The organism is Pseudooceanicola lipolyticus, assembly GCF_002786325.1.
In the GTDB taxonomy this organism is placed as follows: domain Bacteria; phylum Pseudomonadota; class Alphaproteobacteria; order Rhodobacterales; family Rhodobacteraceae; genus Pseudooceanicola_C; species Pseudooceanicola_C lipolyticus.
On the sequence record NZ_PGTB01000044.1, the window covers coordinates 1 to 14,343 of the forward strand.

Annotated in this window: 12 protein-coding genes; 7 read left to right on the forward strand and 5 right to left on the reverse strand. The window is 65.4% G+C overall.

Annotated elements, in window-relative coordinates:
- From CVM52_RS12185 to CVM52_RS12205, 5 genes are all read right to left on the reverse strand, one after another.
- Positions 1 to 402: DUF8806 domain-containing protein (locus tag CVM52_RS12185; protein ID WP_503128393.1), on the reverse strand; the 402-nt coding region annotated here is incomplete at its 3' end.
- Between the two features lie 17 nt (positions 403 to 419).
- On the reverse strand, positions 420 to 1,388 hold the full coding sequence (locus CVM52_RS12190; protein ID WP_100162771.1) for an XdhC family protein: 969 nt from the start codon (positions 1,386 to 1,388) through the stop codon (positions 420 to 422).
- A 90-nt stretch (positions 1,389 to 1,478) separates the two neighbouring features.
- Positions 1,479 to 3,023 (reverse strand): OmpA family protein, encoded by a 1,545-nt coding sequence (locus tag CVM52_RS12195; protein ID WP_100162772.1) that lies wholly within the window; start codon positions 3,021 to 3,023, stop codon positions 1,479 to 1,481.
- 93 nt (positions 3,024 to 3,116) lie between these two features.
- Positions 3,117 to 4,376 carry a vWA domain-containing protein gene (locus CVM52_RS12200; RefSeq protein WP_100162773.1) on the reverse strand — a complete coding sequence of 420 codons (1,260 nt, stop codon included), beginning with the start codon at positions 4,374 to 4,376 and terminating at the stop codon, positions 3,117 to 3,119.
- Between the two features lie 60 nt (positions 4,377 to 4,436).
- Positions 4,437 to 5,345 (reverse strand): AAA family ATPase, encoded by a 909-nt coding sequence (locus CVM52_RS12205; RefSeq protein ID WP_100162774.1) that lies wholly within the window; start codon positions 5,343 to 5,345, stop codon positions 4,437 to 4,439.
- A 211-nt stretch (positions 5,346 to 5,556) separates the two neighbouring features.
- Here CVM52_RS12205 and CVM52_RS12210 point away from each other — a divergent pair, with 211 nt between their 5' ends.
- From CVM52_RS12210 to CVM52_RS12240, 7 genes are all read left to right on the forward strand, one after another.
- Positions 5,557 to 6,588 carry a glycosyltransferase family 2 protein gene (locus tag CVM52_RS12210; protein WP_100162775.1) on the forward strand — a complete coding sequence of 344 codons (1,032 nt, stop codon included), beginning with the start codon at positions 5,557 to 5,559 and terminating at the stop codon, positions 6,586 to 6,588.
- On the forward strand, positions 6,585 to 7,211 hold the full coding sequence (locus CVM52_RS12215; protein ID WP_100162776.1) for a sulfotransferase family protein: 627 nt from the start codon (positions 6,585 to 6,587) through the stop codon (positions 7,209 to 7,211). Before CVM52_RS12210 ends, CVM52_RS12215 begins: the two co-directional genes overlap by 4 nt.
- Positions 7,211 to 9,562 (forward strand): glycosyltransferase family 2 protein, encoded by a 2,352-nt coding sequence (locus tag CVM52_RS12220; RefSeq protein ID WP_100162777.1) that lies wholly within the window; start codon positions 7,211 to 7,213, stop codon positions 9,560 to 9,562. The genes CVM52_RS12215 and CVM52_RS12220 overlap by 1 nt, the downstream gene beginning before the upstream one ends.
- Positions 9,563 to 9,571: 9 nt before the next feature.
- Positions 9,572 to 10,636 carry a glycosyltransferase family 2 protein gene (locus CVM52_RS12225; protein WP_100162778.1) on the forward strand — a complete coding sequence of 355 codons (1,065 nt, stop codon included), beginning with the start codon at positions 9,572 to 9,574 and terminating at the stop codon, positions 10,634 to 10,636.
- A 139-nt stretch (positions 10,637 to 10,775) separates the two neighbouring features.
- Positions 10,776 to 11,735, forward strand: coding sequence for a phosphoadenosine phosphosulfate reductase (locus tag CVM52_RS12230; RefSeq protein ID WP_100162779.1), 960 nt, complete (start codon positions 10,776 to 10,778; stop codon positions 11,733 to 11,735).
- A 42-nt stretch (positions 11,736 to 11,777) separates the two neighbouring features.
- Positions 11,778 to 12,815 carry a dihydroorotase gene (pyrC, locus tag CVM52_RS12235; protein WP_100162780.1) on the forward strand — a complete coding sequence of 346 codons (1,038 nt, stop codon included), beginning with the start codon at positions 11,778 to 11,780 and terminating at the stop codon, positions 12,813 to 12,815.
- A gap of 147 nt (positions 12,816 to 12,962) precedes the next feature.
- The gene (locus tag CVM52_RS12240) at positions 12,963 to 14,306 is read left to right on the forward strand and encodes a calcium-binding protein (protein ID WP_100162781.1); all 1,344 of its coding nucleotides are present in this window, start codon (positions 12,963 to 12,965) and stop codon (positions 14,304 to 14,306) included.
- The last annotated feature ends 37 nt before the right edge of the window (positions 14,307 to 14,343 follow it).

Genomic DNA, 14,343 nt, shown 5'->3' on the forward strand with positions numbered 1-14,343 from the left:
GATGATCTTGACCGTCGCCACCATGTGCCCCGGATCCATCCGCTGCCAGCGCGGCACGGTGGCCAGCGTGATCATCGGATGCACCCGATTCACCGCGTTCACGCGCGCGGTGTCGATGCGGGCAAGGCCCGGCCCCGCGGCCAAAAGGTTGACCCGGCCGGTGAACGCCTCGCTCAGCTGCAGCCCCGCCGCGGCCGGATCGGGCAGCAGCGCGGCGGCCAGTTGCCGCGCGGCAGCGTTTTCGGCGATGTCGTCGGGGTCGAGCCGGGCAACCGTAATATGTTCCCAGCCGGCGGCGCGCAGGGCGGCAACGTTTTCGGCGCTCAGCAGCTTGCCCTTGCGCAGCCGGCCCTGCGGCAGCTGTACGGAATGGGCCAGCACATGGCCCGCCGCCTCGGTCACGGGAACCGGGCCGAACCTCATCCCTGGCGCAGAACCTGGGTCATCTGCGCCAGGGTGGCCACGGCGATTTCCGCCGGTCCCGCCGCGCCGATGTCCAGCCCGATCGGTCCGCGGATGCGGCCGATCTGCCGCGCGGTGAACCCGGCGTCTTCCAGCCGCGCCACCCGCTTGGCATGGGTCCGAGTCGAGCCGAGCGCGCCGATATAGAACACATCCGCCTTCAGCGCCGCCATGATCGCCGGATCGTCCAGCTTGGGGTCATGCGTCAGCAGCACCAGCGCGGTGCGCGCGTCCAGGCCCAGCGTTTCGACCGCCTCGTCGGGCCAGTCATGCATCAGCCGGGTGTCGGGAAAGCGTGCCGGCGAGGCAAAGGTGTCGCGCGGGTCGATCACCACCGGGTCATAGCCGGCAATGCGCGCCATCGGCACCAGCGCCTGGGCGATATGCACCGCGCCCACCACGACCAGCCGCAGCGGCGGGTTGTGCACGGCGACAAAGGTCTGCGCGTCCTCCTCGAATCCCGAGCGGTCCATCCGCATCCGGTTTGGAAACGCCTCGGGCCCGACCAACCGCCGCTCGCCGGTTTCGACATTCACCGCATAGGCCATCGCCTTGCGATCGGCGCGCGCGCGCACCAGATCGGCCAGCAGCGCTGCGGGCATCGCGCTGCCCACGGGTTCGACCAGGATTCGGATGGTGCCGCCGCAGGCCAGGCCGACGGCAAAGGCGTCATCGTCGCTGACGCCGAATTCCAGCAACCGGTGCGCGCCCTCTTCCAGCGCCTCCATCGCCTCGACGATCACCGCGCCTTCGACGCAGCCGCCGGACACCGAGCCTTCGATGCGGCCATCGCCGGAGATAGCCAGTTGCGCGCCGATGCGGCGCGGGGCGCTGCCCCAGGTTTCCACCACCGTGGCCAGCGCCGCCCCGGCACCGTCACGGTGCCAGCTCAGCGCCGTTTCGGGAATGTTGTCGAACCGGTCCATCTCCGCCTCCGGGCGTGCAAGCTGGACCAGACATAAGAAGCGTCGCCCCCCTAAGGCAAGGGGCGACGCGCGTAGTTTCGCCGGCTTGGATCAGGTACCGCCGTTCAGCAGCGGCGTGATGCGGCGCACTGCCACCCGGCGGTTGGCGCGTTCGGCGTCCTGGGTCTGCACCCGCAGGTCATATTCGCCATAGCCCTGCACCACCATGTTTTCCGGCGGCACATCGAAATACTCGGTCAGCGCCAGCGCCACGGTTTCGGCGCGCCGATCCGACAGCATGAGATTGTAATCCTCGGCACCAACCGCATCGGTATGACCTTCAATCAGGAAGATATCGGCGGGGTTGGCCTGGATCGCTTCCCGCATCGCGCCGCCCAAGGCGGCCAGCTCCTGGGCCTGGTCGCGGCCGATCGCCGACGAGCCGGTGGCGAACTTGACGCTTTCCACCTCGATTTCCGGCACCAGATAGCGCACCGCGTCGATATTGCGGATCTGGGACAGCGAGAAGCGCCGATCGATATTGGCGGGCTGGGTTGCCATCAGCGCGCGGCGCAAATTGTCGTCGCTGACCGCCGTGCCCTCATAGCGCATCGAGTCACCGCGCATCTGCGGCAGTTCGGTATATTCCACCGGCTCGACGGTGCGGGTGTCGTCAAACAGCACCACCTGCTCGCCATTGGGCAGGATCTTGGTGCGGCGCAGCATCCGGCCCTCGGCCGACAGCACGGTCACCACCTGGGTGCCGTCGGCATAGGTGACATAGCTGCGGGTGGATCCGTCGGAGAAGGTTTCGGTGCGCACATCGGCGCCGGGCTGGCGCAGCAGCACGTTGTCGTTTTTCAGCACGCGCATGCCATCATCGGTCTGCACCACCACCCGGTCGCCCGAGTTCGACACCACCCGGTCACCGTTTTTCAGCATCTGGCCGACGGCCAAGGCGCCCAGGCCCAGGATGGCGATCTTGCCGAGGTCGGAAATGCCGTCATCCTCTTCGGCGGCCGGTGCGGTGGCCTGCGGGGCCGCGGCAAATTCCTCGTCGGAACTGCGCACGTTCTCGTCGGTGATGCGCTCTTCGATCACCTCGCCATCGGCCTCATCCGAGGCAGCGGCGGCAGCCTGCGCTTCGGCCTCGGCCTCGGCGGCACGGCGGGCCTGGCGTTCCGCCCGACGCTGTTCGCGCCGCTGCTGGCGCTCCATCTCTGCAGCATCAACATCGGCCTGATCGGAATCGGGCAGTTCACCTTCCTCCTGCGCCTCGGCATTGGCTTCGGCATCGGCCTGGGCGTTCGCCGCTGCCTCGGCCTCGGCATGTGCCGCGGCCTCGGCATCAACTTCGCTCTGTTCCTGGCGCTGCTGCTGGCGTTCGGCCTGTCGTTCCGCCTTGCGCTCTTCCTTGCGCTCGGCTTGGCGTTCGGCCTTACGCTCGGCCTGGCGTTCGGCCTTTTCCGCCGCTTTCCGGGCTTCCTCGGCGGCGGCTTCCTGCGCCTGCTGATGCGCCTGGTCGGCCTGGTTCTGCAAGAGCTGGTCCCTGCGCTCCAGTTCCGGATCGGCCTCGCCTTGTGCCCACAGGGGTTGGGGCACGGCAAGGGCCGAGGCCAGCACCAGGGCGGTCGTCGATTTCAATAACTGTCGCATAGGATTTCCTCTCTCCTGCCGCTCGCGCGGGCTTGGCCACTTTAACGCCGAGCCAGTCGAAAGGTTGCATCACAACTGCGTTTCCGGATGCAACTATTCCGATAACATGCTGATAAGGCGCGCCTTCTCACCCACATCCTCGGGCCGGGAAATGACCTTTGCCAGGTCTTCCAGAGAGGCGACGGAATGCCCGGCGCGAAAGCTGTCGACATGCGGCAGCATCGCGGCGATGCCGCGCGCCTTGGGGGCGAATCCATCCCAACGCAGCAGCGGGTTCAGCCAGATCAGCCTCCGGGCCGAGAGGTGCAGGCGCTCCATTTCGCCGGCCAGCTTGTCGGGATCGTCGCGGTCCAGCCCGTCGGTGATCAACAGCACCACCGCGCCCTGCCCCATGACCCGGCGCGACCAGTCGCGGTTGAAACTGTGCAGGCAGGCGCCGATGCGGGTGCCGCCTTCCCAGTCCTGCGCCTCGGCGCCGGCGGCGGCCAGCGCCTGATCGACGTCGCGCTGGTTCAGATGCCGGGTGATATTGGTCAGCCGGGTGCCAAAGGTGAAGGCATGCACCCTGGCCCAGCCGGCCCCCTTGGCGTTGGACACCGCGTGCAGGAAATGCAGGATGATCCGCGAATACTGGCTCATCGAGCCGGAAATGTCGCACAGCACCACCAGGTTGGGCCAGCGCGGGCGCGGCGACAGGCGTGCCAGGTCGTGGATCTCGCCGCCTTGGCGCATCGCGTCGCGCAGGGTGCGGCGGCCATCGATCCAACCGCCCGACAGCGCCCGCTGCCCGCGCCGCGACGGGATCGGCGCCACCGGGAGCTCCAGTGTTTGCAGCATCCGCTTGGCCTGGGCGATCTCTTCGGTGCTCATCTGTTCGAAATCCAGCGTGCGCAGCCGTTCTTCCGAGGACATCGTCAGCGAGGCGTCGATCTCGATCTGGATGTCATCCTCGGGGCCGGACTCCGGTGTCGGCACATCGGGCTGGATGCCGTCCAGCAGCGCCTCGGCCGCGCGTTTTTCCCCGGCTTGGGCGGCGCGGTCCTCCTGCACGCCGCGCATCGCCGGCAGCAGCATCGCCATCATATGTTCCAGATAGCGCGGGTCGCGCCAATAGAGGCGGAAGATCTGGGCAAATACCGCCCGATGTTCGGGGCGCGACACGAAACAGGCGTGCAGCGTCCAGTAGAAATCGCGTTTCTCGGTGAAGCCCGCCATTTCGACCGCGCGGATGGCATCGATCGCCCGCCCGGTTCCCACCGGCATCCCGGCCTTGCGCAGCGCGCGGGCGAAATGCAGGATGTTCTGCGCCAGCTTCGGATGTTCGGGGATGTCGAGCGGAGCGTATTCAGGCACCGCTGTGCCCTCGCCGGCCTAACCGCCCCGCACCCGTCATTTTTGTCACCAAGCGCGGCATCATGCCGGTTCGAGGCTGGCCCGCGCCTGGTCGAGAATGCGCTTGGCCTCGCTGCCCTGCAATTTCTGGATGTCGTCCTGGTATTTCAGGATCGCGCCCAGCGTGTCGGCGATCACCTCGGGCGACAGGTCGATCACGTCCAGCGCCAGCAGGCATTTCGCCCAGTCGATGGTTTCGGCGACGCCGGGTTTCTTGAACAGGTCCTCGGTGCGCAGTTGCTGGACAAAGGCCACCACCTGGCGGCTGAGGGTTTCGGCCGCCTCGGGCGCGCGGCTGTGCAGGATTTCCAGCTCGCGGCTGAAATCGGGGTAATCGACCCAGTGATACAGACAGCGGCGTTTCAGCGCGTCATGCACCTCGCGCGTGCGGTTCGAAGTCAGGATCACGATGGGCGGCTCCGGCGCCTTGATGGTGCCAAGCTCGGGAATCGTCACCTGGAAATCCGACAGCGCCTCCATCAGGAAGGCCTCGAAGGGTTCGTCGGTGCGGTCCAGTTCGTCGATCAGCAGCACCGGCGCGCCGTTCTCGTCCGGGCGCATCGCCTGCAGCAGCGGCCGTTCGACCAGGTAATCGGGGCCGAACAGTTCCTGCTGCAACTGGTCGCGATCGGCACCGCCCTGCGCCTCGGCGGTGCGAATGGCGATCATCTGGGCCGGGAAGTTCCATTCATACACCGCGGCGCCGGCATCCAGCCCCTCGTAACATTGCAGCCGGATCAGCCGCCGCCCCAACGCGGCGGACAGCGCCTTGGCGATCTCGGTCTTGCCGACACCGGCCTCGCCCTCCAGGAACAGCGGGCGGCCCAGCCGCAGCGCCAGGAACACCACGGTGGCCAGCGCACGGCCGCAGACATAGCCCTGGCGCCCCAGCATGTCCTGTACCGCGTCGATGGTGGTGGGAGTGGTCATCGGCATCGTCCTTTGCGCCCTGGCAGCTTATGTCTGCCGGTCACTGTCAAGCAACCGCTTGCGGCCCGGCCTGTCGCAAATACCCGAAAATCGGCGTAATGTTGACGGAATCCAGAGATAGTGTCAGGACAGCGTAAACAAAAGGGCGCCCTGAGCCGACGCGGAAACGGGGACCGGGGCGAGCAGACGGATGAGCAGCAAAGAAGGTGACATGCGGATCACCGCGGTAACCTGCGTGAAAAACGAAGGGCCGTTCCTGCTGGAATGGATTGCCTTCAACCGGCTGATCGGGGTGACCGATTTCCTGTTCTACTCCAACGATTGCAGCGACGGCACCGACCGGCTGCTGGATGCGTTGGCGGCGCGCGGACTGGTGCAGCACCTGCCGAACCCGGCGCAGGGGCGCAACTACCAGATGGAGGCGCTGAAAGACGCGCGGAAACAGGCGGTTGTGAAACAGGCCGACTGGATCTGGATTGCCGATGTCGACGAGTTCCTGAACATTCATACCGGCGATCACAGCATCCCGGCGCTGATCGCGGCCTGCGGCGACCCGCAGGCGATTTCGGTCAATTTCCAGTTCTTCGCAAATGGCGGGATCGAGCGGTTCGAGGACCGGCCGGTGATCGAACAGTTTGACCTCAGCCACAATCCGGATATCTGGTGCGGAGAATTGGCAATCGAGGTGAAAACCCTGGTCCGGCAAGATTTTCCCCTGCGCTATTACGGCGCCCACCGGCCCTTTTTGCGGCGCGATCTGCCGGCTGAGGAACGGCCGCTCTGGACCGACGCGTCGGGGCGGCAGGTTCAGCATCGCTTTGTCATGGCCTCGACCCCGCGCCGTATCCGCCGGTTCCGCGCCAAGGACAGCCGCGCCTTTGCAACGCTGAACCACTACGCGCTGCGCAGCCTGGACAGCTATCTGGTCAAGACCGACCGCGGCGACGTGAATCGCGAAAACCGAGCCTTTGACGACACTTATTGGCGCGAGCGCAATGACGGCGCCTATCAGGACCAGTCGATCCGGCGCTATCTGCCGGCGCTGCAGGCGGCCCTGACCGAATTGAAATCTGATCCGGAAATCAAGGCCCTGCACGATAAAGCTGTGGCATCGCACGAAGCTCATCGCGATGCGCTGCTGCAACGGCCCGATATTGCCGCGATGCGCGATCAGCTGCGCGCCGCCCACCCCTTACCGCCGCAGGAGGCGGAATTGCTGACCCGGCTCGGGCTCGCCTCATGAGCCTGGTGGCGGTCAATCTGGGACTGCCGAAAACCGGCACCACCACCCTGGCGCGGGCGCTGCGCCTGTCGGGGTTGCGGGTGGCGGATTATCGGCTGCGCGGACGGCACAGCGCCGACGGGGCGCTGAAGGGCGCCTATGTTGCCGAGGTTCTGTATCGCGGCTATTTCGAAACCGGCGATCCCGCGGCGCTGATCCCGCAGGTGGAGGCGATTTCCGAGATGAGCATGTTGCGTGGCAGCAAATCATTGTGGCCGCAGACCGATTTCGCGCTGATCCGCGCGCTCCGGGCGCATCATCCGGGGGTCAAATTCCTTGCCTCGCGCCGCGACCGGTTCGAATTGTCGCAATCGATGCTGGCCTGGTCCAACCTGGGCACCCGCCGGCTGCCCGAAAGCGCCGTGCCCGGCCTGCCGCCGGGTTTCGGCGAGACCAGCAAGGAACGCGAGGATTGGATCGACGGGCATTACGGCAATCTGGCGGCGTTTTTCGACGGCGCCTCTGATTTCCTTGAATTCGACATTGCCGATCCGCAGGCGCCGGAAAAGATCGGCGCCTTCCTGGGCCGCGACCTGCCCTGGTGGGGCCGGTTGAACGCCAATCCGGTACAGCAGCGCGCCTGATGCGGATCGTCCTGCATATCGGCCCCGACCATGTCGGCGCACCGCGCCTGCAACAGGTGATGGACGCGCGGCGCGAGGCGCTGCTGGATCTGGGCGTGCTCTATGCCCATGCGCCGGGCAGCCGCAATCACACCCGGCTGTATATGGCGGTGACCGATCCCGACCATGTCGATCCGCTGCGGTTCAACCGGGGCTTCGAACACGCCGACCGCCAGGCCTTGCTGCGCGAAACGGTAACCGAGGAATTGGCCCGCGAGGTCGACCGCTATCGGCCGGAAACGCTGATCCTGTCGGCGGCACAGCTGGGCAGTTCGCTGCACCGCCGCTCGGAACTGGCGCGGCTGCACGCGATGCTGATGCCGCTGTCGGACGATATCCGCATCGTCGCCCATATCGACGAACCCGCCCGCCTGCTGACCCGGATCTATGCCGACCAGATCTTCGAAGGCCGCGCCACGCCGCTGGAGCAGGAACTGACGCTGGCGCGCGGCGGCAACTGGTGGGTGGACTGTATCGAACGGCTGCCGCAGATCGATCCCGCCGCCGGCCAGTTCGAAGAGGTACAGGGCGCGCCGTTCTGGCTGGACTATCCGGCCCTGGTGGAATTCTGGGAGGGCGAGTTCGGGCTGGGCTCGGTCTCGCTACGCAGCTATGACGCCGCCGCCTTTGCCGCGCCCACGGTGACCGATGAAATCTGCACCGCCTTCGGGGTCGACGGCCAGATCGGCCTGGCCGATGCCGGACAGATCGCCGCCGCCCCCTCGGCCGCCTGGCTGGCACGCGGGCGGCAGTTGAACGCGCTGCTGCTGCGGCTGCTAAAGCGCGGCGACCGCAGCCTGCCGCGCCAGCTGTGGCGGTCCTTCGTGAGCGAGCTGGAGATCGGCGGCGATGCCATCGATCCCGGCAGCCTCGCGGCAATCTCCACGCTGTTCCGCAACGATCTGGACGAACTGGTGCACGAGCATCCGGGCCTGTCCCCGGCCCTGCTGCGCGCACCGAAACGCCGCGCGCCCTGGGCCGAGGCCGATCCCGGCATGGGGTTTCGCGCCTCGCAATACCTGGTCGCCTATATGTACCGGATCGACCGGGCCACCGAAAGCGGGCGCAACCCGGCCGAGGCTGCGGCCGAGCCCGCACCGGCCGAGCGTCAACCCGAACCACCCCGGCCCTCGCCCGCCGCACGGGCGGTGATGCCGCCGCTGGCGATGCGCAAATACGAGACGCTGAAAACCTCGTCCTATGCCCCGCATAATCGCCTTGGCCGGGTCAACGAAGAGGATCTGGCCGCCGCCTTCGATCCGGCGCCGCCACGTCTGTTGCCCGAGGGGTCTTCGGGCAATGTCATCGTTGGCTGCATGAAGAACGAGGCGCCCTATATCGTCGAATGGGTGGCCTATCACCGCGCCATCGGCGTCGACAATTTCCTGATCTATACCAATGGCTGCGAAGACGGCACTGACCAGATCCTGGACCGGTTGCAGGAAATGGGCGTGGTCCAGCATCGGCTGAACGATGACTGGCAGGGCAACTCGCCGCAGCAGCACGCGCTGAACCGGGCGCTGGACGAACCGGTGATCAAGACCGCCGACTGGATCATCCATATCGATGTCGACGAGTTCATCAATGTGCGCTGTGGCAATGGCACCCTGGACGATCTGTTCGCCCGCGCCCCCCAGGCCACCAATATCGCCATGACCTGGCGCCTGTTCGGCCACAATGACATTCGCGAGCTGCGCGACGATTTCGTCATCGACCAGTTCGAGACCTGCGCGCCGAAATACTGCCCCAAGCCGCATACGGTCTGGGGCTTCAAGACCATGTTCCGCAATATCGGCGCCTATGAAAAGATCTCGTGCCACCGGCCCAATAAGCTGGCCAAGGGGTTCGAGGACAAGGTGCGCTGGGTCAACGGCTCGGGCCGCGACATGACCCAGGAAGCGGCGAAGAACGGCTGGCGCAATTCGAAGAAGTCGATCGGCTATGACCTGGTCCAGTTGAACCATTATGCGTTGCGCAGCGCCGAAAGTTTCCTGATCAAGCGCCAGCGTGGCCGCGCCCTGCATGTCGACCGGTCGATCGGGCTGAACTACTGGATCCGGATGGATTGGTCCGATCACCGCGACCTGACGATCAAGCGCAACATCCCGCGCCTGCGCGCCGAATATGACCGGCTGATGTCGGATCCTGTGCTGCGCGCCCGGCATGACAGCGGGTTGGACTGGCACCGTGCCAAGGCGGCCGAGCTGCACGCCCAGCCCGAGTTCCAGGAACTGTACGAGCAGGCCCTGAAAGTCCGGTTGAACGGCACCGAGCGCGCCGCCTATGCGCTGGCGCTGGACATGGAAAGCTGAGCCCGCGCCGTGCCTGAAACGGGTCAGAAAATCCTCGCGGTGCTGACGGTCAGGAACGAAGGCGCCTTCCTGCTGGAATGGCTGGCCCATCACCGCGCCTGCGGCTTCACCGATTTCCTGGTGTTTTCCAACGACTGCCAGGACGGCACCGACACCATGCTGGACCGGCTGGCCGAGCTGGGCTGGCTGGAACACCACCGCAATGACGGCCCCTATGACAAGGGCGGCATCCAGTTCACCGCGCTGAAGGCGGCCAGCGGTCTTGAGATCGTCAAACAGGCGGACTGGATCCTGCCGCTGGACATCGACGAGTTCGTCAACATCCATGCCGGCGATCACAGCGTATCGGCGTTGCTGGCGGAACTGCCCGAGGCGACGGCGATCACCCTGACCTGGCGGCTGTTCGGCAATGCCGACGTGATCCGTTTCGAGGACCGGCCGGTGACCGAGGTATTCACCCGTTGCGCGCCCGAGGTGATGTACTGGTCGTGGCGCTCGGCGATGTTCAAGACGCTGTACCGCAACGACGGCACCTATCGCAAACTGGGGGTGCACCGCCCGCGCGATGTTGACGAGTCGCGGCTGGACCAGGCCCGCTGGTTCGATGGCGAGGGGCGCGAGCTGGACGATCAATTCAAGACGCGCCGCATTTTCTCCAACTACGGGCGGCCGAACTACCGGCTGGTACAGCTGAACCACTATCCGCTGGGCGCGATGGAAAGTTACGTGCTCAAGGCCGATCGCGGCCGCGCGGTACATTCCGACCACCTGCTGGACGTCGATTACTGGGTCGAACGCAATTTCTGCACCGAGATCGACACCAGCATCCAGGCGCTGTCGATGCAGTCCCATGCGATGCGGATGGATCTTCTGGGTGACCGGGTGCTGGGCCCGCTGCATGAGCAGGCCGTGCAGTGGCGGCACAGCCGGTTCCGCGAATTGATGTTGCAGGAGCCCTATCGCGCCCTGTTGGGGCGGCTGATGATGACCCCGCCATCCCGCCCGGTCGAGCTGGGCGCGGCGCGCACGCTGATGCGCTTTGCAACCCAGGCGCGCGAGGATCGGAAACAATAACGCCCCGAGGGCGGCATTGTCGGCAAAAGACTTTAAATTAACCCCCCTTTCCCCCGGAACAGCCCCGGTTTTGCCGGGTTTTGCTGGCGTAGACTCGGGAGCTGGATTTAAGTGTGTCCGGGACCTGGGAATTGGGGCTATGCAAGATATTTCCGACAAGATCGATGCGCCGCTCACCGGCCTCGATGCAGCGATGTGGAAGAACCGGCTGGTGTCGCTGGCGCAGGAATTCGGGGAATTCCACGACCTTGGGAAACGCCATTTCACCACCCTGATCCGCCAGAAATCCACCTTGCTGGTGACGTTCGAAACCGTCCAGGGCATCCGCGCCTTGTCAGAGACCGCGCAGCCCTTCGGCTTTGACCTGGTGCGCACCCAGGGCTGGTCGCATCTGGGGCTGATCTCGAACGGCGATACCTGGTTCCGCGACCCGGCGGTCTATGCCTATTTCGACAGCCTGGTTGATAACGGCACCTTTGATGAATTCGACCGGGTGGTGTTTTACGGCGCCGGGCCCTGCGGCTATGCCGCCGCGGCGTTTTCGGTGGCCGCGCCCGGCGCCACCGTGGTTGCGGTGCAGCCGCAGGCCACGCTGGAAACCGCGATGACGGAATGGGATCCGCGCTTTACCGAGATGCGCCGCACCTCGTTCACCGACCGCTATGGCTATGCCCCCGACATGCTGGACGCGGCGCAGCGGGCGTTTATCCTTTATGACCCGCGCGAGGAACATGACGCGATGCACGCTGCGCTGTTCGCGCGCTCGAATGTCACCCGGCTTCGGATGCCGTTCATGGGCAGCGCGCTGCAGACCCGCCTGATCGAAATGGACCTGCTGTACCGGTTGCTGTTCATGGCCGGCGCCGGCAAGCTGAGCCGCGCCTCGTTCTATCGGCTGTATCGCGCGCGGCGCGACAATCCCAGCTATCTCAGATCGTTGATGCAGCGGCTGGATGCCGATGACCGGCCCTATCTGAACACCTTGTTGTGCCGCAACGTGATCGCCCGGATGAAGGCGCCCAAGTTCCGGCGGCGGCTAGACCTGCTGGAAAAGGACGCGCGCGCCGGGAAATTCCCGCTCCCGCCCGAGCGCGGCTGAGAAGACTGGCCTCGCCCGCGGCGCTGTGCTAGCGCAGCGGCCATGACCCAGACGCTCACCATCCGCCGCCCCGATGACTGGCACCTGCATCTGCGCGACGGCGCCATGCTGCGCGCCGTGCTGCCCGAAACCGCCCGTCATTTCGCCCGTGCGATCGTGATGCCCAACCTGGTGCCGCCGGTGGTCACCGGGGCGCAGGCCGCCGCCTATCGCGACCGCATTCGCGTCGCCCTGCCCGACGGCATGGCCTTCGAGCCGCTGATGACGCTGTACCTGACCGAAGAGACCGACCCGGCGGATGTGGCTGCCGCCCATGCCTCAGGGCTGGTCAAGGCGGTCAAGCTCTACCCGGCCGGGGCGACGACCAACTCGGCCTCGGGGGTGACCGATTTCGACAAGGTACGCGGCGTGCTGGAGCAGATGGCCGAGATCGGCCTGCCGCTGTGTGTACATGGCGAGGTGGTGGACCCGGAGGTGGATATCTTCGACCGCGAGGCGGTGTTCATCGACCGAATCTTGGACCCGATCCGCCGCGCCACGCCGGGGTTGCGGGTGGTGATGGAACATATCACCACCGCCGACGCGGTGGCCTATGTCCGTGCGCAGGGCGACGACCTGGGCGCCACGATCACCACGCATCACCTGGTGATCAACCGCAATCACATCCTGGCCGGTGGCATCCGGCCGCATTACTACTGCCTGCCGGTGGCCAAGCGCGAAACCCACCGCCTGGCGCTGCGCGCCGCCGCCACCTCGGGCGAGGCGCGGTTTTTTCTGGGCACCGACAGTGCGCCGCATACCGACGCGAACAAGCTGCTGCCCTGCGGCTGTGCCGGCTGCTTTACCGCGACCAACACGCTGGCGATTCTCGCCCAGGTCTTCGAAGACGAGGGTGCGCTCGACCGGCTGGAGGGGTTCACCTCGCGCCACGGCCCGGCCTTTTACGGTCTGCCGGTGAACCAGGAAACAATCACCCTGACCAAGGGCGAAGTTTTCAGTGTTCCCGCGCAAATCGAAACCGAAGAAGGGCCGGTCACCGTGTTCGACCCCGGCTTTGATCTGCGCTGGCAGCCAAGCTGACACATTTTCGCAACCCGTAAGAGCTTATCCTGCTTCGCAGAACCTGCAGGCTTGCCTGAACCGCTCACGCAACCTACTCCCACTGGGCCGGCACCAACGCTGGGGGTGCGGTTCCGGCGGGTACTATGACTGTGAAAGGCACTATTTATGACGACGCTTACCCTCACCGGCATTCAGATTGACTATTTTGATCGCGATCCCGTGTCCGTCGGCACGGTTGAAACCGTTCTGGTGATGCCCTCCAAAAAATCGTCCTTCACCTACACGATCGACTACTACGACGAAGGGGTTCCGATCGTTGAGATCAACGAGAACCTGCAACAAATCACCTTCAACGGTCAGTTCCTGGACGACAACAGCAACGACGAGGCGATCCTGACCAAGGTCACCTGGTCGGGCGGCACGACAACGGTTCTGGGCGTCGCTTTTGAAACCGGCAACGAGTCCGACACCGATTTCTTCTTCGTGCTGGACGGCGCCCCGCTGCCGACCATAAACACCGTCGCAGATTGGAACAATTTCGACGACAGCATCACCGCCATCGGCGCAGCCACCGACCCCTTCGCGCCCGGCCAGAGCATCCGCTGGACCGAGCTGGACGGCCACAGCCTGACCGAAGATGACGAGCTGTACGGCACCAGCGGCAAGGACGTCTTGTCCGGCGGCAAGGGCGATGACTATTTCGTCAGCAGCAAAGGCGCCGACACCTACAAGGGCGGCAAGGGCTATGACCAGGTGGCCTTCCACATCAACGACCCGGCCGGCGTCACCGCCAATCTGGGCACCGGCACCGCGACCGATGGCTGGGGCAATACCGACAAGCTGGTGAGCATCGAGATGCTGCGCGGGTCGCTGTATGACGACACGCTGATCGGCGATGGCGGCGACAATATCATTCGCGGCCTGGCCGGCGACGATGTGTTGAACGGCGCCAACGGCCGCGACGAGGTGCGCTATGACCGCGACGCCAATTACGGCGGCGACGCCGGGGTGACCGTGAACCTCAAGAAAGGCACCGCCACCGACGGCTTCGGCGACAGCGACACGCTGCGCAACTTCGAGAATGTGCGCGGTTCCGACAATGCCGACCGGATCACCGGTGACAACGGCAAGAACGAGCTGGAAGGCGAAGGCGGCAACGACAAGCTGTTCGGCCTTGGCGGCCGCGACACGCTGTGGGGCGGCAAAGGCAAGGACCAGCTGGATGGCGGCAATGGCAACGACGACCTTTACGGCGACGGCGGAAATGACAAGTTCATCTTCGATGGCCGGAAGTTCGGCGACGACACCATCCATGACTTCCAGACCAAGGGGAAAGCCGAAAAGATCGACCTCTCCGGCGTCAACACGATCAAATCGTTCAAGGACCTGAAGAACAACCACATCTCGGAGGTAAATGGCGACGCGCTGATCGAAGACGGCATTGGCAACTCGATCCGCCTGGTCGATGTGTCGGTCAGCGACCTGAGCGCGAACGACTTCCTGTTCTGAACCTTTCATCTGTCTGTGAAGCCCGCGCCTTTCGGTG

Coding starts and splice junctions, on each gene's coding strand:
- pyrC (WP_100162780.1), top strand. CDS start 11,778: ATGACCCAGACGCTCACCATCCGCCGCCCCGATGACTGGCACCTGCAT.
- CVM52_RS12220 (WP_100162777.1), top strand. CDS start 7,211: ATGCGGATCGTCCTGCATATCGGCCCCGACCATGTCGGCGCACCGCGC.
- CVM52_RS12215 (WP_100162776.1), top strand. CDS start 6,585: ATGAGCCTGGTGGCGGTCAATCTGGGACTGCCGAAAACCGGCACCACC.
- CVM52_RS12205 (WP_100162774.1), bottom strand. CDS start 5,345: ATGACCACTCCCACCACCATCGACGCGGTACAGGACATGCTGGGGCGC.
- CVM52_RS12230 (WP_100162779.1), top strand. CDS start 10,776: ATGCAAGATATTTCCGACAAGATCGATGCGCCGCTCACCGGCCTCGAT.
- CVM52_RS12195 (WP_100162772.1), bottom strand. CDS start 3,023: ATGCGACAGTTATTGAAATCGACGACCGCCCTGGTGCTGGCCTCGGCC.
- CVM52_RS12210 (WP_100162775.1), top strand. CDS start 5,557: ATGCGGATCACCGCGGTAACCTGCGTGAAAAACGAAGGGCCGTTCCTG.
- CVM52_RS12190 (WP_100162771.1), bottom strand. CDS start 1,388: ATGGACCGGTTCGACAACATTCCCGAAACGGCGCTGAGCTGGCACCGT.
- CVM52_RS12240 (WP_100162781.1), top strand. CDS start 12,963: ATGACGACGCTTACCCTCACCGGCATTCAGATTGACTATTTTGATCGC.